The 21335-nt window shown below is 43.7% G+C and carries 15 protein-coding genes, 1 pseudogene and 1 other annotated feature; of the genes and pseudogenes, 9 read left to right on the forward strand and 7 right to left on the reverse strand.

Annotated elements, in window-relative coordinates:
* Positions 1-654 precede the first annotated feature (654 nt).
* The 3 genes from clpB to rluD form a co-directional block, all read right to left on the reverse strand.
* Entirely contained in the window at positions 655-3228 is a 2574-nt protein-coding gene (gene clpB / locus L1D37_RS23550; protein WP_239849315.1) for an ATP-dependent chaperone ClpB, read from the reverse strand.
* A 142-nt stretch (positions 3229-3370) separates the two neighbouring features.
* A complete protein-coding gene (gene pgeF, locus L1D37_RS23555; RefSeq protein WP_239849316.1) occupies positions 3371-4111 on the reverse strand; it encodes a peptidoglycan editing factor PgeF in 741 nt (246 codons plus the stop codon).
* A gap of 2 nt (positions 4112-4113) precedes the next feature.
* On the reverse strand, positions 4114-5088 hold the full coding sequence (gene rluD, locus L1D37_RS23560) for a 23S rRNA pseudouridine(1911/1915/1917) synthase RluD (RefSeq protein ID WP_017629774.1): 975 nt from the start codon (positions 5086-5088) through the stop codon (positions 4114-4116).
* A gap of 137 nt (positions 5089-5225) precedes the next feature.
* Between rluD and L1D37_RS23565 the strand changes: the two genes are divergently transcribed.
* From L1D37_RS23565 to yjjX, 6 genes and pseudogenes are all read left to right on the forward strand, one after another.
* Entirely contained in the window at positions 5226-5954 is a 729-nt protein-coding gene (locus L1D37_RS23565) for an outer membrane protein assembly factor BamD (protein WP_239849317.1), read from the forward strand.
* A 140-nt stretch (positions 5955-6094) separates the two neighbouring features.
* A complete protein-coding gene (locus L1D37_RS23570; protein WP_345779461.1) occupies positions 6095-7519 on the forward strand; it encodes a lytic transglycosylase F in 1425 nt (474 codons plus the stop codon).
* Between the two features lie 408 nt (positions 7520-7927).
* On the forward strand, positions 7928-8263 hold the full coding sequence (gene raiA / locus L1D37_RS23575) for a ribosome-associated translation inhibitor RaiA (RefSeq protein WP_004735034.1): 336 nt from the start codon (positions 7928-7930) through the stop codon (positions 8261-8263).
* 110 nt (positions 8264-8373) lie between these two features.
* Positions 8374-8495, forward strand: a sequence feature (Phe leader region).
* A 12-nt stretch (positions 8496-8507) separates the two neighbouring features.
* Complete coding sequence (pheA, locus tag L1D37_RS23580) at positions 8508-9683, forward strand: prephenate dehydratase (protein WP_176682029.1); 1176 nt, start codon at positions 8508-8510, stop codon at positions 9681-9683.
* 310 nt (positions 9684-9993) lie between these two features.
* Positions 9994-12421 (forward strand): annotated as a pseudogene (locus L1D37_RS23585) (EAL domain-containing protein).
* Positions 12336-12857, forward strand: coding sequence for an inosine/xanthosine triphosphatase (gene yjjX / locus L1D37_RS23590; protein ID WP_239849318.1), 522 nt, complete (start codon positions 12336-12338; stop codon positions 12855-12857). Before L1D37_RS23585 ends, yjjX begins: the two are co-directional and overlap by 86 nt.
* 113 nt (positions 12858-12970) lie before the next feature.
* Here yjjX and trpR read toward each other — a convergent pair whose 3' ends face one another.
* Together trpR and sltY are read right to left on the reverse strand one after the other, a co-directional pair.
* Positions 12971-13264, reverse strand: coding sequence for a trp operon repressor (gene trpR, locus L1D37_RS23595; RefSeq protein WP_004739494.1), 294 nt, complete (start codon positions 13262-13264; stop codon positions 12971-12973).
* A 173-nt stretch (positions 13265-13437) separates the two neighbouring features.
* Positions 13438-15387, reverse strand: a complete 1950-nt coding sequence (gene sltY, locus L1D37_RS23600; protein ID WP_239849319.1) for a murein transglycosylase — start codon at positions 15385-15387, stop codon at positions 13438-13440.
* Positions 15388-15650: 263 nt separating this feature from the next.
* Between sltY and ettA the strand changes: the two genes are divergently transcribed.
* From ettA to L1D37_RS23615, 3 genes are all read left to right on the forward strand, one after another.
* On the forward strand, positions 15651-17318 hold the full coding sequence (ettA, locus tag L1D37_RS23605) for an energy-dependent translational throttle protein EttA (protein ID WP_017629779.1): 1668 nt from the start codon (positions 15651-15653) through the stop codon (positions 17316-17318).
* A 90-nt stretch (positions 17319-17408) separates the two neighbouring features.
* Positions 17409-17777: a PilZ domain-containing protein gene (locus tag L1D37_RS23610; protein WP_239849320.1), complete on the forward strand. Its 369-nt coding sequence runs from the start codon at positions 17409-17411 to the stop codon at positions 17775-17777.
* A 50-nt stretch (positions 17778-17827) separates the two neighbouring features.
* Positions 17828-18838 (forward strand): M23 family metallopeptidase, encoded by a 1011-nt coding sequence (locus L1D37_RS23615; protein WP_176682024.1) that lies wholly within the window; start codon positions 17828-17830, stop codon positions 18836-18838.
* A 150-nt stretch (positions 18839-18988) separates the two neighbouring features.
* On the opposite strand, the gene tyrA is transcribed toward L1D37_RS23615, so the two are convergent.
* Positions 18989-20116, reverse strand: a complete 1128-nt coding sequence (tyrA, locus tag L1D37_RS23620) for a bifunctional chorismate mutase/prephenate dehydrogenase (protein ID WP_215404491.1) — start codon at positions 20114-20116, stop codon at positions 18989-18991.
* 101 nt (positions 20117-20217) lie between these two features.
* On the reverse strand, positions 20218-21291 hold the full coding sequence (locus L1D37_RS23625; RefSeq protein WP_239849321.1) for a 3-deoxy-7-phosphoheptulonate synthase: 1074 nt from the start codon (positions 21289-21291) through the stop codon (positions 20218-20220).
* Positions 21292-21335: the final 44 nt, after the last annotated feature.

Below are 21335 nucleotides of genomic sequence, written 5' to 3' on the forward strand. Positions count from 1 at the left end.
GCATGTGTTAGGCCTGCCGCCAGCGTTCAATCTGAGCCATGATCAAACTCTTCAATTTAAGATTTTGTGACTCAACGAATACTGACTTCAAAACTAATATTTACCGCTCTTTCGAAAAAGAACAGAAACATGTAATTCTAAAGCTATTACCATTCCAACAGAATGGTAATGAATTGACTGTGCCAAATAACCGARGTTATTTGTATTGGTCACTCAGTTCATTGAAATCAATTTTGATTCCGAAGAATCTGTTTTATCTAACGATAAAACGTTTTGATATTCATCAACGAGTGCCCACACAGATTGATAGGTTTAAATTGTTAAAGAGCTTTACTTGTTGAGTGTTCCTTTTAACGAAGGAGCCTCTCGAAGTGGACGGCCATTCTAGCGAATTGGGTTCCAGTGTCAAACACTTTTTCCAGCTAATTTTTCAAAGCATCTTAAATGCTTAGTTCCGTCTTGTTACTCAGTTCAAACCGCTTGGTTATCCTTGGCAACGGAGGCGCATTATAGAGAGAATAATCCTTTGCACAAGGCCAAAAACGAAAAAAAGCCGCCACTGGCGACCGTTCGAACATTATTCACACAAAGCGTTCAAAATAGGTACGATTACGCCTTAATTTTAGCTAATCGTACCTACCGTTCGTGCTTTAACTATTGGTGAGCAATAATTCTGTCGTTATTTACTAATAGTTGTACTTTTTTCTCTGGGTTTATTTTTCCAGCCAGTATCGCTTTCGCTAGCGGGTTCTCAACACTCTGTTGAATCGCTCTTTTCAACGGTCGTGCACCATATACCGGGTCGAAGCCAACTTGAGAAATCAGCTTAAGCGCTTTTTCCGACACTTCAAGTTCATAACCGTTATCTTCCATACGCTTTTTAAGATGCTCAAGCTGGATAGAAGCTATAGATTGAATGTGTTCTTGGCCTAGTGGGTGGAACACAACACTCTCATCAACACGGTTTAAAAACTCAGGACGGAAATGCTTACCTACAACTTCCATCACCTCATTCTTTATTCCTTGATAGTCGAGTGTGTTGAAATTCTCTTGGATTCTTGAAGAACCAAGGTTAGATGTCATGATCACTACCGTATTTCTAAAGTCGACCGTGCGACCTTGCCCATCGGTTAAGCGACCGTCATCAAGAACCTGTAATAAAATATTGAAAACATCCGGATGCGCTTTCTCTACTTCATCCAACAAAATCACTGAATAAGGTTTGCGACGTACAGCCTCTGTTAAGTAACCACCTTCTTCATACCCGACATAACCTGGAGGCGCACCAACTAAACGAGCTACTGAATGCTTCTCCATGAATTCAGACATGTCAATACGAACCATCGCATCATCACTATCAAACATAAAGTTAGCGAGTGTTTTACACAGTTCGGTTTTACCGACTCCAGTGGGACCGAGGAATAGGAAGGAACCAATAGGCTTATTCGGATCAGACAAACCTGCACGGCTACGACGAATCGCATTCGAAACCACTTCCACCGCTTCTGCTTGACCGATGACACGTTTATGAAGAACACCTTCCATTTTAAGAAGCTTCTCTTTCTCCGCTTCTAACATTTTAGAAACTGGGATGCCGGTTTGCTTAGATAGCACGTCTGCAATTTCTGCGTCGGTAACCTTATTACGTAATAAGGTCATTTCTTGCATTTCAGCTTGAGTCGCTAGATCTAACTGCTTCTCTAATTCAGGGATTCGGCCGTATTGCAATTCAGACATTCGGTTAAGATCACCAGCACGTCTTGCAAAATCCATATCCATACGAGCTTGTTCTAACTCTGACTTGATATGTTGCGTGCCAGACAATGCAGCTTTCTCTGCATTCCAAACTTCTTCGAGCTCTGCAAAATCCCTTTCTTTATCTGAAAGCTCAGTTTGTAATGTACGAAGACGTTTTTCACTAGCTTCGTCATTTTCGTTAGTCAGAGCTTGCTGCTCGATCTTCAATTGAATGATCTTGCGTTCAAGCTTATCCAGAGATTCCGGTTTTGAATCGATCTGCATGCGGATACTCGATGCCGCTTCATCAATCAGGTCAATCGCCTTATCCGGTAATTGACGATCAGAAACGTATCGATGAGATAACGTTGCCGCTGCCACAATTGCAGGGTCAGTAATTTCAACATGGTGGTGAAGTTCATAGCGCTCTTTCAGGCCGCGAAGAATGGCTACCGTGTCTTCAACCGTTGGCTCATCGACCAATACCTTCTGGAATCGACGCTCTAATGCCGGGTCTTTCTCTATATATTGGCGATATTCATCGAGAGTCGTTGCGCCTACACAATGTAATTCACCACGAGCCAATGCTGGTTTTAGCATATTACCCGCATCCATAGAGCCTTCACCTTTACCGGCACCGACCATGGTGTGAATTTCATCGATAAAGAGAATGATGTTGCCTTCTTCTTTAGACAATTCATTGAGAACCGATTTCAAGCGTTCTTCAAATTCACCACGATATTTAGCACCCGCAACTAAAGAGCCCATATCCAATGAAAGTACACGTCGGCCTCTTAAACCTTCTGGTACTTCATTATTGATAATGCGCTGAGCCAAACCTTCAACAATCGCGGTTTTACCAACACCAGGTTCGCCAATAATGACAGGGTTGTTCTTGGTACGACGCTGAAGTACTTGGATAGTGCGACGAATTTCATCATCACGACCAATCACAGGATCGAGTTTGCCTTGCTCTGCCCTTTCAGTCAGATCAATGGTGAACTTCTCTAATGCTTGGCGTCTATCTTCAGCATTTGGATCATCAACCTTTTGGCCACCGCGAACTTGCTCAATAGCTTGAGATAATTTTTGTTCAGTAAGACCAAGCTCTTTAAGTAAGTTACCTAAAGGACCTTTGTCTTCAATAGCAGCAAGTAGGAAGACTTCTGAAGAAATGTAACTGTCTTGACGCTTTTGCGCGACTTTGTCACATAGGTTGAATAACGTGCCCATTGCATTCGACAGCTGAACATCACCACCGATACCACTTACTTTTGGTACACGGTCTAATATTTCGCTTAGCTTTGAACGCAATTGAACCACATCAATATTCAACATGGTCAGCAATGGGCGAATTGCACTGCCATCTTGATTAAGCAAAGACACCATTAGGTGTACAGGTTCTATATATTGGTGATCACGACCTAATGCGAGCGACTGAGCATCAGATATCGCAATTTGGAATTTACTAGTGAATCGATCGAGACGCATGCCAACCTTCCTACTCTTAGATATGTTTATCTTATGGTTAGAAGATGGATACGGTAACGCAGATTTTCAAGGGATAAGAATGAAGAATAGAGCTTATCTAAAAATATAAATGAGCTGGATGAGTAGTTGCACTAGTTAGAGGTTACTCTAGCCAAATAAAAGTAGCCTGACGCCCAGTGATACCATCGCGGCGATAAGAATAGAAAGTGTCTGAATCTGCAAATGTACATAGGTTCGAGTCAGTCACTTGTGACACGCCCACTTTCGCGAGTCTTTGTGTTGCAAGTTGAGACATGTTCGCTAGCCATTTTCCTGGTTCAGCTTTGGCTTGAAATGCTAATTGAGCTTGAGGGTCAAAATTAACAAAGGCTTCGAACACATCATCACCAACCTCAAACGCATCTTTACCAATAGCAGGACCAAGCCAAGCCATAATTTGGTTATCTGAATCGAGGTTTGAAAACTTTGCGACTGCATTTTCAAGAATACCACCAGCAAGACCACGCCAACCTGCATGAACAGCAGCGACTTGAGTGCCTTTGGTATCAGTAAGAATGACTGGCAAGCAATCTGCCGTCATTGCAGAACAGACAACACCCGTGGTCGTGGTAAATGCACCATCAGCATCGAGAATATCCGTAGTTGGCTCTAAAACCGTAACAACATCCGTTGAGTGAGTTTGATTTAACCAGACTGGTGAAGCAGGCATGTTCGCTTGTTGCTTCAGCCATGCTCGGTTATTTTCAACAAGCGAAGCATCATCCCCAACATGCGTACCTAGGTTTAACCCTTGGTACGCTCCCGTTGAAAAGCCCTCGAAACGTGTCGAAGCAAATGCCTTCACGTTCTTAGGCGCATTCCAGTTAGGGGTGATCATTGACATGATTAAATGTCGTCTTCTAGGTTTTCGCGAGCATCAACACGTAACGCTTCTGCCATCACAACCATGTCATTTGGTACTGGAGCGTGGAACTCAACTTCTTCACCTGTAATTGGGTGAACAAATTTAAGCATAACTGCGTGCAGTGCCTGACGGTCAAAAGAACGAATCATTGTCGTTAATTCTTCAGATGCACCTTTTGGAATGCGTGCACGACCACCGTATGCCACATCGCCTAGCAGCGGGTGCTGAAGGTATGACATGTGAACACGGATTTGGTGAGTACGACCCGTTTCTAGACGCAGACGAATACGCGTATGTTCGCGGAAGTGCTCAGCAACACGGTAGTGAGTTACCGCAGGTTTACCTACTTCATTAACCGCCATTAATGTACGCTTAGTTGCGTGACGGCTAATGCCTTTTTCTACCACACCACCAGCAGTCATTTTACCGATAGCAATCGCTTCGTATTCACGAGTGATGCGACGCTTAGCCAATGCACGTACAAGACGAGTTTGAGCTGGAACCGTTTTAGCCACAACCATAAGACCGGTTGTATCTTTATCAAGACGGTGCACAATACCTGCACGAGGTACTTCAGCAATTTGTGGGTAGTGGTGCAGTAACGCGTTTAGCACGGTTCCATCCGGCGTACCTGCTCCAGGGTGAACAACAAAGTCGCGAGGCTTGTTGATAACCAATAAGTCGTCATCTTCGTAGACAATGTCTAGAGGAATGTCTTGTGCTTCCCAGCGCTCTTCATCTGCAAGTTCAGCTTGCAGGATGATCTCTTCACCGCCCATAACCTTAACGCGCGGCTTAGTGATAACTTCGCCATCCACTTGGATTTTGCCGTCAAGAAGCCACTCTTTAATGCGAGAGCGAGAAAAATCGGTAAATAGTTCAGCGACAGCTTGGTCTAAACGTTGACCTAACTGGCTGCTTTTTACTGTGTCTGTTAATGTGATCTGCTGAGCCATATCGAACTTTTTTAAAAACCGTGAGACTAATACCCATTAGTATGGATAAAATAGAATAATTGCATCATTGTATCTGTTACTGGTTAGAAAGTAACGGAAGCTTACGAAATATTTAATTCAAGGAATCGACGCCTGACATGAAACACCTTACTTTATCGGGTCTATTAGCCGTATCACTCTTGGTTGGTTGTTCAAGTAGTGAAGAGATAGTGCCAGATGTACCACCATCGGTTCTCTACTCTGACGCTCAAGAATCACTGCAGAGCGGTAGCTGGCTTTCTGCAATCGAAAAGCTAGAAGCCCTAGACTCTCGTTACCCATTCGGCGCCTATTCTGAGCAAGTACAGCTCGATCTGATTTACGCTTACTACAAAAATGATGACTTGGCACTTGGCCTTGCGACCATTTCACGATTCCTGCGTTTAAACCCAACTCACGAGAAACAGGACTGGGTTCTTTACATGCGCGGCCTAACGCACATGGCACAAGATCGAAACTTCATGCACGATATTTTTAATATCGATCGTAGTGACCGAGATCCAGAACCAGTGAAGCTTGCTTTTGCTGACTTCAAGCGACTACTTGAGCGTTTCCCTGCAAGTCCATACGCGGAAGATGCACAAAAACGCATGTTCGCACTAAAAAACCGCCTAGCGGAATACGACTTAGCAACAGCGGATTTCTACTTACGCCGTGAAGCTTGGATTGCTGCAGTAAACAGAACTCAGGAACTGCAAAAGACTTACCCTGACACCATTGCAGCGCGTAAATCTTTGAAAATACAGCTCGAAGCCTACAAACAACTTGGCCTAGAAGATGCAGTTTCAAGAACAGAACAGTTGATTGAGTTAAACCCACTCCCTTAATCAACCATTTACATATCAATCTAAAAAGCGCGCTAATTAACTAGCGCGCTTTTTTTTCAACTGCATTTCGCAAACTTGATGAATCGCACAATACACGGTATCTTCAATAAATAACTGTTAACAAAACATCAACATGGAGTGTGGATGTGAGTAGGTTGTTATTACTTATCGGGATCGTGCTATTTAGCCAATTTTCCCACGCATTAGAACTATCCCCATTGAGCAATAAGCCATACATGGGCGACTTAGATGTACTCAAAACCAAAGGAACGGTTAGAGTGTTGGTTTCTGCTGATCTTGGCTTCTACTACATAGAAGATGGCAAGCCAAAAGGTATCGTGGCAGAAATGCTCTACCATTTTGAAAAAAGCCTTCGCAAGAAACACCCTTACCTCAATGTTCAAATCATCCCTGTACAGCGAGATGATCTGCTTCCCTCTTTACAGTCTGGTTATGGTGATGTCGCCGTAGCTAACCTGACGATCACCGATAAACGATTAGAAAGCATCGATTTCTCAGATCCTATGATTAAAGATGGTAAAGAACTCATTATCACCGGGAAGAAGTCAGCGCCTATCACTGAAATCAAGCAATTGAGCGGTAAGGAAGTATGGATACGCGCGAGCTCTAGCTACTTCGAGAGTGTGCAAAGGGTGAATAAAGATCTCAACGAATTAGGTTTACCGCCACTGCATGTCCACTTTATCGAAGAATCACTACAAGACTATGAGCTGATAGAGCTGGTTAACCAAGGCTACATACAAGGCACAATTCTAGATAGCCATAAAGCTAAACTGTGGATCGATGTAATGGAAAACATTCAGGTTCATAATGACTTACCGTTACGTGAGAATGGCCGTATTGCGTGGGCTCTGAGAAAAGACAGCCCAATCCTCAAAGCAGAGATCAATAAATACGTTAAGAAAGCTCGTACTGGTACCTTATTGGGGAACGTGATTTACCAGAAGTACATCGACAATACCCGTTGGTTAGGGCGAGCTCTCAACCCAAACAAAGTAGACAGAGTCGCTAAGCTGGCGGATGTCTTTGAGAAGTACTCTAGCAAATACGAGTTTGATCCTTTAATGATGTCGGCTCAGGGCTTTCAAGAGTCAGGGCTTGATCAGAGCCAAGTCTCTCACCGTGGTGCCATTGGTGTGATGCAGGTATTGCCTAGCACAGCTAGAGATAAAAACGTCAACATCAAGAACATCCATAAAGTAGACAACAATATCCACGCGGGCGTGAAGTACATGCGCTTTATCAAGGACCGCTATTTTAGTGACGTGGCGATTTCCCCCGACAACCAGATCTACTTCACCTTGGCCGCTTACAATGCAGGTCCAGCCAAAATCAGGAAGATGAGGCAACTGGCCAAAAAACAAGGCTATAACCCCAACATCTGGTTCAAGAATGTCGAAATCATCACTCGTAAATATGTCAGTAAAGAGCCTGTGACCTACGTTGCTAATATCAACCGTTACTTTGTTATCTACAAACAGCTAGCGGCGATTAATGCTACTCGAGAAAACGGGACCGCGCGACTACTGCAAACCAACGATTAACGCTTATTGGCACTATTAGCCAGAACAACAAGCGCTTGAGAACAGACTAAAAACACAAAAGCCGCATAAGAAAACTTATGCGGCTTTTGCTTATAAAATTCGTAGAGGTCTTGAGTGTGACTTCAATCACGAAAGCGTATTGAGTGAATTTTCATCAAGCACTTTCAATAAGCTGTAAGACGCCCCTAAAAACCGTTTTAATTTTTAGCGAAGCCTTGCCTCCAAGTTATCGTTTTTCATAGGGATAACAAGCATTTTTCGACAAAAAGATACCAAGACTTGCGTGAGATCACATTTGATTTTAATGATCATGACACCCGACCAAAACAAGATCTAGATCACATTCTTTATTCCTAAAAGTCGTAATCTGAAGTTAACCCATGAGGGATACAACAGAGGAAAACTTCTATGAAAATGAACATCACTGGTAAAAACATCGACATTACCTCTGCAATCCGTGATCACATAGAAAGCAAATTTAAGAAGCTGGATAAATGGCAAGTAGACATCATTGGCTGCCAAGCGAGCTTTAGTGAAGAACCAAACAAGAAGAAGAAATTTGAAGCGGTACTAACAGTACCAAAAGGCCAACTTGTTGCTTCATCAATCCATGACGACCTCTACGTTGCCATCAACGAAGTAGAACAAAAACTAGAGCGTCAACTCAACAAGCTGCGTCATAAACCAGAAGCGCGCCGCGCTGAAAAGCCTGAAATCGAAGAGCTAGAAGCTGAAGTAGAATAAGGAAAGATAACAGATTAAAAAATAGCGCCTCAGGGCGCTATTTTTTTGCTTGACGCTCGTAGCTCGCTTGCTTATTGTGTTTAAACATTCATAAAACAATCACTTTTTATGCACACTCAATCTTTGTTTATTTTTGACTTCTTTTTTCTTCCGTAAATCGGAGGCTAAGTCGTTTTAGAAAAACAAGTCAAAAACGAACAAGAAGCCTCCCACACTAGGGAGGCTTTTTTATAAGGACACATTTATGACTGACCGCTCAATTTCACTGGATGATATCCGCCTTCGTCTTAATGACTTAGACGACGAACTACTGAACCTACTTTCAGAGCGTCGCAAGCTAAGTATCGAAGTTGCGAAAAGCAAGGTAGAAACATCAAAGCCAGTTCGTGATGCAGTAAGAGAACAACAACTATTAGTAAAGCTGATCAACAACGGCAAAGATAAATACGAACTTGATGCGCAGTACATTACTAAGCTGTTTCACACCATCATCGAAGATTCTGTTTTACTGCAACAGTCATACTTACAAAACCTAGCGAATCCGCAAAGCCGCAAGCCATTGGCTCGCGTTGCGTTCTTAGGTTCTAAGGGATCTTATTCTCACCTTGCGAGTCGTGAATATTTCAGCCGCAAGAATATGGAATTGATTGAGCTAAACTGTAATCACTTCAAGGAAGTCGCCTCAACTGTAGAATCTGGCCATGCCGACTACGGTGTACTGCCTATTGAGAACACCAGCTCAGGTTCGATTAACGAAGTCTACGACCTACTGCAACACACAACGCTGTATATCGTTGGTGAGCTTTCTCAACCAATCGAACACTGCCTAGTGGCGAAAAGTGATATCCGTTTAGAAGACATCAAAACACTTTACTCGCACCCACAACCACATCAGCAGTGCAGTGAGTTCTTAAGCCGCCTCAAGGGTGTGACTCTTGAATCTTGCGCAAGCACAGCCGACGCAATGAAAAAGGTTAAAGAGCTGGACGGTGATGATGTTGCAGCAATTGGTAATGCATCTAGCGGCAAGCTTTACGGGCTTCAGCCAATTCAAGGCAACATTGCAAACCAGACAGAAAACCACACACGTTTCATCGTGGTCGCTCGTAAGCCTGTTGAAGTATCGACTCAGATCCCTGCGAAAACGACACTGATCATGTCAACTTCTCAAGAGGCGGGTTCTTTGGTCGAGACTCTACTGATTCTGCAACGCTTAGGCATCAACATGACTAAGTTAGAGTCTCGCCCTATCATGGGCAACCCTTGGGAAGAGATGTTTTATGTCGATCTAGAAGCTCACCTAGATTCAGATAATATGCAGCAAGCAATCACTGAATTAACAGCGATTACTCGCCACCTGAAGGTTCTGGGCTGCTACCCGAGTGAGAACATCAAAGCCACTCAAGTTAAGTTGTCATAGCTTTGAACTAGTCTGAATTTCAGCTTCACGAGCATTTGGCCTACAGTAGGCCAAATGCTTTATTCACTCAAAAACAGTTAACCTAGCACGCCTTAAGCACAACTTTTTTGTTTTGCAGACCCTACATATCTACCGACCACTATCGTTTGTACCTTTCTAGAATAAAACTCACTAGTGGCTTTTTTATCAATTAAGACAAAACCTTACCCCCTTCACAGGAAATCATCGAACATCGTCTAAATAATAGCGAGCTCCTGCCAAGTAACATAAACTGACGCGCTAAAATTTATAAACAGTGTTGTGAATAGCCATGAAGCTAAGTACGAAAATATTACTTCTGATTGCCCCTGTAATACTGATCAGTACGGCGACTTCTAGCTATATCATCTACTCCACGCAAAAAAGCAGCTTCATCAAACGTGAAGACAATGCACTGCAGTTAAGCATGGAAAAGCTAGCTGGTTACTTTCGTCAGTCTCGATCTTTCCTAAACAGTTACTCTTATACCCTCACCAAAAGTGACATGGTTAAGAACTACTTTATGGTTGATAATAATCCCAACCGTGAGCTTGAGCTGATTGATAACCTCCACGAGACTATTCAACTACTGCAAGATGGCGACGACAGCTTTACAGGGCTTGCCCTACTCGATGGCGATCGAACCCTCAGCTATTACGCTGAAAATAGCAGTGATCCTTTCGCAAAGATGGATCCCAAAGTGTTGGAATTCATCGACCATCAATATCAAGAAACCTTAGCTACCTCGAGCACCAACTACATACAAAACTCCCAAGGCGAAGGGATGTTGGTTCACTATGAAGTACTTGATAAAAAAACGGTTTCAACACCCATAAGCTATCAACTCAACAATGTATTTTTTGTGGTGGTGTCAGTCTCACTCGATAAATTTAATTCACTGCGGAAACAGATAGAGTTCGACTACCAAACCAGTTTGTTCTTTACCCCAACACCAGTCACTTTAGGGCATGAATTAACCCAAACCGTAAAGCTTACACCAGAGCTTTACGCCACACTCGATCCCGCACAGTTCTTGTTAGACAACAAACTCAAATCTATCTGGAATGAACTCAGCCTATCCTTTGCCTTATCTGCATTTGTTTCGGTTACCTTGCTACTGATTCTTCTGTCTCGTTGTGTGATAAGCCCAATCACACGTTTGGATAGACAACTTCAGCAAGTAGAAAAGAAACAGAGAAAGAACATTGAACGTTTGGGGACGAATGATGAGTTAGGCCGTTTATCACAACGCTTTTACGATATGTACCAAGAGTTGGATAACACCTATCAACAGACAAAGGTGTTGGCAGAAAACGATCAACTGACCAAGATTGCCAACCGACGTCAATTCCAATCATTCGTTGAGCAATCTCTGCCTAAACCGAATTCAAATACCTATACCTGGGTGCTTTATCTCGACTTAGATAACTTCAAATTTGTGAACGACAAATATGGCCATCAGATCGGTGACTCAATACTGGTGTCCTTCGCCCAGCGCATCACGGACATTTGTGCTCTTTATCAAGATAAGTACCGTGCTCACTGCATGCCTGCACGCTTGTCTGGCGATGAATTTGTTGTTTATATAAATGCGCCCGCTCATTCGGGTAACGTGGCACATGACTTCTCTGAAAAACTATTAGAGCCGCTGCAAAAAGGGTTTATTACCGAATCTGGCAGCTTTCCAATCACCGTCAGCATTGGCATCGCGACCTACCCGAATGATGGGTACTCGATCGAAAAGCTATTATCGAATGCCGATACTGCGATGTATCAAGCAAAGCGTGCTGGTAAGAACCAGTTTGCGGATTACTCGTTAGACTTAGACAAAACCATTCAACGTCAAGCAAGCATTGAGCAAGCGTTAAGAGAGAAGAACTTTGATGAAGAGTTTAAGCTTGTTTACATGCCTTATATGGACTCAAGTGGCCGTGAGGTTATTGGCGTAGAGGTACTACTACGTTGGGAATCAAGTCATCTTGGATTGGTTCCGCCGAATGAGTTTATTCCGATAGCCGAACAAACCGGTTTATTTGAGCTTGTCGACCGCTGGGTAATTAAGAATGCGTTTGCCTCATTTCATCAACTGCAGGCTCAATTTGATCACTCCATTCAACTATCAATCAACTTGTCTTCAGCTGGGATAGAAACCACGCACCTCGCTGAATTTATTGACCAACATGCTGGGATTCAAAACATTCCACCAAGTTTGATTGATTTTGAGATCACCGAGACTTTCTATTCAAACTCACAAGGCTTCCCGCTGCTCAACGAACTGTCTCGAATGGGCTACCGATTAGCAATTGATGATTTTGGTTCGGGTTACACCTCTATCACCCAGTTGGTTGAATATCCAACCCAGAAAATTAAATTGGATAAAGGCTTTTTAGAAACCTTGATCGAGACGGACAATCAGAACATAGTTAAACCCGTGATAGAGCTGTGTCATGCACAGGGCAAAGCCGTTACGGCTGAAGGCATCGAAACGAAAGAGATGCACAAATGGCTGCAAGACGCCCAGTGCGACATGCTGCAAGGCTATTACTTTGGTAAACCTATGCCACTACAAGAGCTCAACGAATGGTATCGTGCGCATCAGCTTCGATTTAATCAACAACAAGAAGAATCTAATACATGAAGAACGTCATCATTGCTTCGCTAAACCCTGCAAAAATAAACGCTGTGAAAAGCGCGTTTCAGTCGGCTTTTCCAGATACTGATTTTGAGTTCACTGGCGTCAGTGTGCCAAGCGGCGTAGCAGATCAACCGATGAGCAATGATGAAACCTATCAAGGTGCGGTAAACCGCGTGCATAACGCTACTCAAGCGCAGCCCAATGCTGACTTTTATGTTGGTCTAGAAGCAGGAATAGAAAGAAACGTCACCTTTGCATGGATGGTGATTGAATCTAACGGACAACGAGGCGAGTCGCGTTCAGCAAGTCTGATGCTGCCACCAGCCGTACTTGAAAAGCTAGAGCATGCAAACGAGCTCGGAGATGTAATGGATGAAGTGTTTGGTACCGATAATATCAAACAGAAAGGCGGTGCAATTGGCTTACTGACACATAACCAACTGTCTCGCAGTTCGGTGTATCACCAAGCTTTAATCTTAGGGCTGATCCCATTTGTGAACCCTGAGCACTTTCCTATTTAGTGTTCAGCTAGAGCTAAAGAAGTTCTGAAATAAATGCTCAGAAACAAAAAACGCTAACAGTCCGTTAGCGTTTTTTATCGAATTCTTACTCTCACAACTTAGTGACTATTTGACTATTTGAGTAATAAATCCGCAATCACGGCTTTCTCTTGTTCCGATTTTGCCTTTAACTCATTCGAGCCTCGAGTAATTGTCGCCACACCTACTCCTAACATTTGGCTTACTTGTCTTTGAGACATCTCGCCTTTCATCAGCTCACAAAAGATATTAATTCGTGCAACCAGAGCATCTCGCTCATCGGGTGTCATCATCATAGTCAACAACAGTTCGTGCTGATCTTTTTCGACAGCCGTCTTTACCAAATCCATTAGTTGTTGCCAATTATCATATTCAGGTTGTGATGCCATATCTCTACACTTACTTTTAAATTCAGACTTTAAAGAGTCGCTTAACGATTGAAAGCGTTTAACACTTTATACCGCAACACTTGCTGCAATCCAATGTAAAAAGGCAGTAAGTGGAAATGGTTCGCACTCACTGCCTTTAATATTTACTAAGTTTCGGACAAAGCGCCGAGACCTTAGTATTTCGTTTTTGCCTCATGAGGCGCTAAAAACGTGCCCTTCTCGCCTAAGATATCTCGATAGTAAGTCTCAAACATCAAGATGTTCTGAACATAGCCACGCGTCTCTTTGAATGGAATCATTTCAATAAAGGCATACGCATCAAGCTTTTCGTCACTGCGTGAACGCCACTGCTTCACACGACTTGGCCCTGCGTTGTATGCAGCAAAAGCAAAAATACGGTTGTTGTCGTATTGAGAAAGCAAGCCATCGAGATAGTGACTACCAATCTCTATGTTCTTACCGACATCATAAAGATCATCGCTGCCCTTATACTTAATCTGATGCTTGTTAGCCGTGTATTGCGCCGTCTTCGGCATAATTTGCATGATTCCACGCGCGCCAACAGGAGAACGAGCTTCCGAATCCATCGCGCTCTCTTGCCTTGCTAAAGACATCAAGGTGATTGGGTCGATATCGTGTTTTTCTGCGTAGAAGTTAAACCACCACTTATGAGCAACAGGGAAACGTAATGCAATGTTATCCCACATCTTCGCTGAGATACTCGCCGTCACCGTAAAGTGATTCCAACGCTGTGTCGCAGCGTGAGCCGCAAGCATCGCCTTTTGGTCTTTGTCTGCATTAGTTAATAACCAGCGCCACTCACTCTTCGCAGCCGCAATTTTATCTCGGTCAATCAGCTCACCAATACGAACTAAAGACGTATCGAATGGCTTCACCATTTCAGCATTGTATTTGAGAGTCGATGTTGGGTATTGAACCGGCTTGCCTAATTGCTTCGCTGCGGCAACACTGTAGAAATTACGCTGACCCATGATGTCAGACAGTCGTTTGTTACCTTCCGCGATATCACCCAACGCAATCTCTGCTCTGCCCTGCCAATATTGCCAGCGAAGCGAAGCTTGATGCTTATCATCCAAGCGCGCGATCCACTGTTGTAGACCAGTCCAATCGGCATGTTGAATCGCTAAACGAGCACGTCGCTCAAGCAACACTTGCTTTGATGAGCTCGCGAGCATTTTGTCTCGCCACACCATCAACTCTTCAGAATCGGTGTTAATCAAACGGAACGTTAGATAATCCGCAAGTTCTTGAGATTTCTCTTTCGAAAACTTCTGAGCCTTGATGACATCACCAAACACCTCTTGAGCGCTGCTTGATGACTTCCTTGCTAGCTTCTCGAAACCAAACTCGGTTTGAGCTTGATAGAATTCATTAGCAGGATGTTTCTTAGCAAATGCGAGCACGTTTTCAGGCTTGTTGTACAACGCCTTCATCTGCTTAGCTTGAGCAATTGACTCATCATGATCCAATTGCTTGATCAGATAGCTCATCAGCTTGCCGTTACGGCCTTCAAACGCTAATAACATTCTATCTAGAATGAGTTCATCCGTTCTTAAACCGGCTTGATCCCAGCTCTTAAACAAAGGGTCACAGGCATCATCAACACCACTGCCGCTCAACCAAAGCTGTTTCGCCCCTTTAAAGGCGAGCTCTTTGTTACCTTGCTCGTAATGCGCTCGATAATAAATACATTGGTATTTTTCACCGACAGGCTCTTTGGTTTGAAACTCAAGGATGGTCTTCCACTGCTTTTGAGCAGCCAATGAGTCCAAATAAGGTGCGCGCATTCGATTTGAAAATGGCAGTGCCTTATTCTCTTCAATAAAATCATCGACCTCAGCAGGTGTGCGCTCACCTAAGCCAATCAGAAAAGCTCGATAATCGGTGTAAGGTGTTAAAGGGTATGTTTGAATTTTGTTACGTAGCGCGGAGTAGGCTTTTAGATCACGGTTGTCTAAAACCTCTTGCGCTCTATCATAAACATCACGCTGCATTTCAAGCTCGGAGGCGTTGCTAGCCATAGCCATCGGAGCCAGTGAAAATGAAGACAAAATTGCTGATGCAGCCACAGCAATTTTCGTATTACCAATGCGGAAAAACATTCGCTCTTTCCTTAGTGCGTGTATGAATACGTGAAGTCTATTTACGCCCGACATCACATCAAATGTAAAGAGTTTGAGTGTAAATATTATTAATATTTAACACTTCGCCTCAGAAGCTCATTAAATATAGTTTTAATGACCAATGTAACAATAATAGGTAAGGATTAGTTCAAGAATGGCTTTTCTGACCTAGGAGTAACATCTTTAGGGATATTGGTATAAAATAGCAGACAATTTTGAACAATAATTAGGATCGATCGGCAATGGCTGAATACGTATATACCATGTCTCGGGTGAGCAAAACTGTTCCACCTAAGCGTCAAATTCTTAAAGACATTTCTCTTAGCTTTTTTCCTGGCGCTAAAATCGGTGTTTTGGGTCTAAATGGTTCAGGTAAATCTACCCTACTACGTATCATGGCTGGTATTGATACTGATATTGATGGTGAAGCTCGTGCACAGCAAGGCCTTAAAGTAGGTTACCTACCGCAAGAACCTGTACTAGACGAATCAAAAACAGTTCGTGAGATCGTAGAAGAAGCGGTTTCTGACGTTGCTGACGCACTTAAGCGTATCGATGCAGTTTACGCAGCTTACGCAGAACCAGATGCAGACTTCGATGCACTTGCTAAAGAGCAAGGCGAACTAGAAGCACTGATTCAAGCAAAAGACGGTCACAACCTAGAAACAGCTCTAGAGCGTGCTGCTGACGCACTTCGTCTTCCTGAATGGGATGCGAAAATTGAATTCCTATCAGGTGGTGAGCGTCGTCGTGTTGCTATCTGTCGTCTACTTCTTGAAAAGCCAGACATGCTGCTTCTTGATGAACCAACCAACCACTTGGATGCAGAATCAGTAGCATGGCTTGAGCACTTCCTCGTTGATTACAGTGGTACTGTTGTGGCGATTACCCACGACCGTTACTTCCTAGACAACGCAGCTGGCTGGATTCTAGAACTTGACCGTGGTGAAGGTATCCCATGGGAAGGTAACTACACATCTTGGCTAGAACAGAAAGACGAGCGTCTTAAGCAAGAAAAAGCGGGCGAAAGCGCACGTCAAAAGACTATCGAGAAAGAGCTTGAGTGGGTTCGTCAAAACCCTAAAGGCCGTCAAGCTAAGTCTAAAGCTCGTATGGCTCGTTTTGAAGAACTGACTACTGGCCAATACCAGAAGCGTAACGAAACCAACGAACTGTTCATCCCGCCAGGTGAGCGCCTAGGTGATAAAGTTCTTGAAGTGAACAACCTAACTAAATCGTTTGGTGATCGCGTTCTTATCGACGACCTATCGTTCAGCATGCCTAAAGGTGCAATCGTAGGTATCGTTGGCGCCAACGGTGCAGGTAAATCAACACTATTCAAGATGCTAAGCGGAGCAGAACAGCCAGATTCAGGTACAGTTGAACTAGGCGAAACCGTTAAGCTTGCTTCTGTTGATCAGTTCCGTGACAGCATGGACGACACGAAGACTGTATTCCAAGAGATCTCTGAAGGCGCTGATATCATTAAGATCAACAACTTCGAAATCCCTGCGCGTGCATACTGCTCTCGTTTCAACTTTAAAGGCAACGACCAACAGAAGATCATCGGTGAGCTTTCAGGTGGTGAACGTAACCGTGTTCACTTAGCTAAACTGCTAAAAGCAGGCGGTAACGTACTGCTACTCGATGAACCTACCAATGACCTTGACGTTGAAACTCTACGTGCTCTTGAAGAAGCACTGCTTGAGTTCCCTGGTTGTGCAATGGTTATCTCGCATGACCGTTGGTTCCTAGACCGTATTGCGACCCATATCTTAGACTACCGTGATGAAGGTCAAGTTAACTTCTACGAAGGTAACTATACTGAGTACACTGAGTGGCTGAAGCAGACTCTGGGCGCTCAAGCGGCAGAACCGCACCGCATCAAGTACAAGCGTATATCTAAGTAAATTAGCTTGTATTCTGAACAAAGGCCGCGATAATAGCGGCCTTTGATATATCTGGCTTACTATTTACCTATTGATATAGAGATATTACCTATGGTTGAAAGACGTCAATTTTCACGAGTTATTTATCAAGTCCCGACTGAGATCTCACAAGGACAAGTAAATGTATCCGGCTCAGTGCAAGATTTGTCGCTCCATGGTTTACTCATTCAATGTGAGGAATGGCAACAACTCAGCCACGATATGCCTGTTCACGTGAGCTTTACGCTGACAAACAGTGATATCAATATTCAGTTAGAAGCAACGATAGTCTCAACCATCAATACCTCAATGCGTTTACGCATAGAGCATTTAGATATTGATAGTATTAGCCACCTTAAGCGCCTTGTGGAGCTTAACGTTGGTGACGATGAACTGCTTTTTAGAGAGATAGAACACCTTACCGACTTAGGTAGTGAGTGATATATCCGTAACCCATTTGTCTATTAGAAGCATTTAGTTAATACAGAACCATGTCTAAAAAAATTTCCATCACTATTCCCTCTAGTCAGGGGGAACAGACGTTTTACTTCGGCCGAAAAGCCGTGCTCATGTGCACCACTGCAATTTTTTCAGTACCACTACTGATTGGCGGCGCTGCCTACATGCACTTCGAGAATCAACAAGAACTCGCGATGCAAGCAGGTGACGCACAAGAGTTAATTGAAACCCTGATTGTTGAAAAAGAGCAAACTGAGTTTCTTTACGCAGAACAAGTAGAAACCAACCACTCTTTGTCGCAAACACTGACCGAGAAAGAAGGCACGATACAACTGCTTGGTAAGCGTGTATTTGATGTGGAATCAGTACTTGGCCTTGCCGATGAAGAGCTACTTACTGATGAAGTATCACTAGAAGATCGCATTGATGCTGCGGCCGTCGATTCAGCGGTAAGAGCCACCATGTTCCGTTTGATTCCAAACGACAGCCCAATGGCGTACCAACGTATCTCATCTTCTTATGGTCGCCGTACCAATCCGATCACAGGTAAACGCCACAACCATACCGGTATCGATCTGACTTGTAAGCGCGGCGAAGATATCTTAGCGCCTGCAGATGGTGTAATTGAAACGGTTCGTCCGAGTAATAAAGGCTTCGGCAACTTTATTACCATGCGCCACTCGTTTGGCTTCATGAGTTCTTACGCTCATCTACAGAAATTCAAAGTTCGCAGCGGTCAGTTCGTAAGTAAAGGCGATGTGATTGCGAGCTGTGGTAACTCAGGTAACTCAACCGGGCCACACCTACACTATGAAGTACGCTTCCTTGGCCGTTCGTTGAACCCTCAATACTTGATGGACTGGACACCAGAAAACTTCAACTACGTGTTCGAAAAAGAGAAAAAGGTTAAGTGGGGACCACTGGTTCAACTGATTGATAATGTGGTTCGTTTGCAGATCAACCTAACAAACGTGCCTTACATCAGTTCGACCATCGACACAGTATCAAGTGAAGATACTAAAAAGCCTATCGCGACTAACTAGTTTTTAGCTGTTGGTTATTAGGAACAGTTGATTTGGCCTACGATGATCTAATTGCATTTAGCCTACTGTAGGCTAAATGCTTTCATAGCGTTCAGCACAAACAAAAAGAGCGACCAAATGGTCGCTCTTTTTTATGATTTCAAACCGTACTTAGCCACGGTGAATCGAGTCATGTGCTTGTTTTAATAGACTTTGACTCTCTTGCAAGAATTGCTGTGAGTAATCACCAAACCAATCGCTCACTTGGTTAAAGCTATCAACAAACTTGGCTTTATCTTTCCCGTCTAAGATCTCTAGAGCTTCTCCGAAACAGCTATGGAAGCGTCGGATCATCTCAATATTCTCATCTGAAGACAGAATGATGTCTCCGTACAAGTTCGGGTCTTGAGCAAACAGACGACCAACCATCGCAATCTCAAGTCGGTAGATTGGCGAGCTTAACTTCAGAAGCTGATCGATATTCGGATTCTCTTTACTTAGGTGTAAACCGTAAGCAAATGAGGTGAAGTGGCGCAGTGCTTGAATCAAGGTCATACCATGATCATGCTCAGCGGCATCCATCTGGCATAGGCTTGCGCCCCAAATACCAAATTGATTCAGCAGCCATTGGTAGCTTTCAGAACCACGACCATCACTGTAAACAATCACTTGTTTCGCCAGGCTTGGTACATCAGGGCCAAACATTGGGTGCAGACCAACCACCGGGCCTTGGTGCATGTTCATCATAGCTTGCAGCGGTTTCGACTTAATCGATGTTAGATCACAAAGAATACAATCGCTTGGTAGGTTACCTAGTTTTGCAATCACACCTTCTGTTAGGTGAATTGGAACGGTAACAACCACAAGCCCTGCGTTATCTAAGATTTCGTCGGCTCTATCCCAATCTTGGCTGCCAAGGATTTTCACTTCGTAGCCAGAAAGCTTAAACATACGTCCAAACAGACCGCCAAGTTGACCATTACCACCGACGATAACCACTGAACGTAACTCTGGGTTAAGGCACTTAAAACCAGAATCTTTCTCACTGGCATAAGACTCACGCATAGTACGACGCAAAATATCTTCGATTAACTGTGGTGGAACCCCTATTTTCTCGGCTTCTTGACGACGAGATGCCAGCATTGCTGCTTCGCGCTCTGGCACATAAATAGGTAAACCATGTTCACTTTTTACTTCACCGACTTTCTCTACTAGAGCCAATCGCTGAGCAAGTAAATCCAGCATTTGTTTATCGACAGCATCGATTTGGTCGCGTAATTCGTTCAGTTCAACGGCCATTTTATTCCTTACTAATCTATAAGCCCGTACTAACGCTGATTTCGCTAGTAACAGATCTTAAAATGCCCCATTAGATGAGGCACTTAAATTTAAAACTCTGACTAACCTTTCAAGCGGTTCTCTAAGAACGGGACTAATTCCGTATGTGCATGTTTCAATAGTGCCTCAGTTGAATCCCAATTGATACACGCGTCGGTAATAGATACGCCGTATTTCATCTCATTGAGAGGTATATCCGAAGATTGGTTTCCTTCGTTAATATGGCTTTCAATCATAAGGCCGATGATCGACTTGTTGCCTTCACGAATTTGGTGAATCACATCTTCTGCAACTAGAGGTTGGCGAAGGAAATCTTTGCGAGAGTTTGCGTGGCTACAGTCAACCATCAGCGCCGCTTCTAAGCCTGATTTACCAAGCTCTTGTTCACATTCGTGTACAGAAACTGAATCGTAGTTCGTTTGCTTACCGCCACGTAAAATAACGTGACCATTTGGGTTGCCTTGAGTAGTAAGCAGTGCAACTTGACCTTCGCGGCTGATACCCATGAAGCGGTGGCTAGAAGAAGCTGCCTGCATCGCATTGATTGCAGTACCTAGGTTGCCATCAGTACCGTTTTTGAAGCCGATTGGCATTGAAAGACCACTTGCCATCTCACGGTGAGTTTGTGATTCAGTCGTACGAGCGCCGATTGCTGCCCAGCTGAAGGTGTCTGCTAGGTATTGTGGGCTGATTGGGTCTAGTGCTTCTGTTGCGAGTGGAATTTCCATCTCAGCAAGCTCAACCAATAGCTCTCGACCAACATGCAGACCATGCTCAATATCGAAAGTACCATCTAGATGAGGGTCATTAATCAAACCTTTCCAACCAACAGTAGTACGAGGCTTTTCAAAGTAAACACGCATTACAATATACAGTTGATCGCTCAGTTCTTCAGAAAGTGCTTTTAGGCGTTTCGCGTACTCTTTCGCAGCTTCAATATCGTGGATAGAACATGGGCCACATACAACAAGCATGCGATGATCTTTCTTATGAATAATGTTTGCGATAGTTTGACGAGACTCTTGAATGAAACGACGAGCATTATCACTCAAAGGCAGTTTTGCTTTTAACTCCTCAGGAGTAATCAGTACCTGTTCGTCGATGATATTGACATTGCTTAATTCACTTTTCTGCATAACTCAACCTGTATATTTATTTTTACACCCAACATTTCCATTTG

The organism is Vibrio sp. Isolate33 (assembly GCF_022397895.1).
In the GTDB taxonomy this organism is placed as follows: Bacteria; Pseudomonadota; Gammaproteobacteria; order Enterobacterales; family Vibrionaceae; genus Vibrio; species Vibrio pomeroyi.

Coding starts and splice junctions, on each gene's coding strand:
- clpB (WP_239849315.1), bottom strand. CDS start 3,228: ATGCGTCTCGATCGATTCACTAGTAAATTCCAAATTGCGATATCTGAT.
- pgeF (WP_239849316.1), bottom strand. CDS start 4,111: ATGTCAATGATCACCCCTAACTGGAATGCGCCTAAGAACGTGAAGGCA.
- rluD (WP_017629774.1), bottom strand. CDS start 5,088: ATGGCTCAGCAGATCACATTAACAGACACAGTAAAAAGCAGCCAGTTA.
- L1D37_RS23565 (WP_239849317.1), top strand. CDS start 5,226: ATGAAACACCTTACTTTATCGGGTCTATTAGCCGTATCACTCTTGGTT.
- raiA (WP_004735034.1), top strand. CDS start 7,928: ATGAAAATGAACATCACTGGTAAAAACATCGACATTACCTCTGCAATC.
- pheA (WP_176682029.1), top strand. CDS start 8,508: ATGACTGACCGCTCAATTTCACTGGATGATATCCGCCTTCGTCTTAAT.
- yjjX (WP_239849318.1), top strand. CDS start 12,336: ATGAAGAACGTCATCATTGCTTCGCTAAACCCTGCAAAAATAAACGCT.
- trpR (WP_004739494.1), bottom strand. CDS start 13,264: ATGGCATCACAACCTGAATATGATAATTGGCAACAACTAATGGATTTG.
- sltY (WP_239849319.1), bottom strand. CDS start 15,387: ATGTTTTTCCGCATTGGTAATACGAAAATTGCTGTGGCTGCATCAGCA.
- ettA (WP_017629779.1), top strand. CDS start 15,651: ATGGCTGAATACGTATATACCATGTCTCGGGTGAGCAAAACTGTTCCA.
- L1D37_RS23610 (WP_239849320.1), top strand. CDS start 17,409: ATGGTTGAAAGACGTCAATTTTCACGAGTTATTTATCAAGTCCCGACT.
- L1D37_RS23615 (WP_176682024.1), top strand. CDS start 17,828: ATGTCTAAAAAAATTTCCATCACTATTCCCTCTAGTCAGGGGGAACAG.
- tyrA (WP_215404491.1), bottom strand. CDS start 20,116: ATGGCCGTTGAACTGAACGAATTACGCGACCAAATCGATGCTGTCGAT.
- L1D37_RS23625 (WP_239849321.1), bottom strand. CDS start 21,291: ATGCAGAAAAGTGAATTAAGCAATGTCAATATCATCGACGAACAGGTA.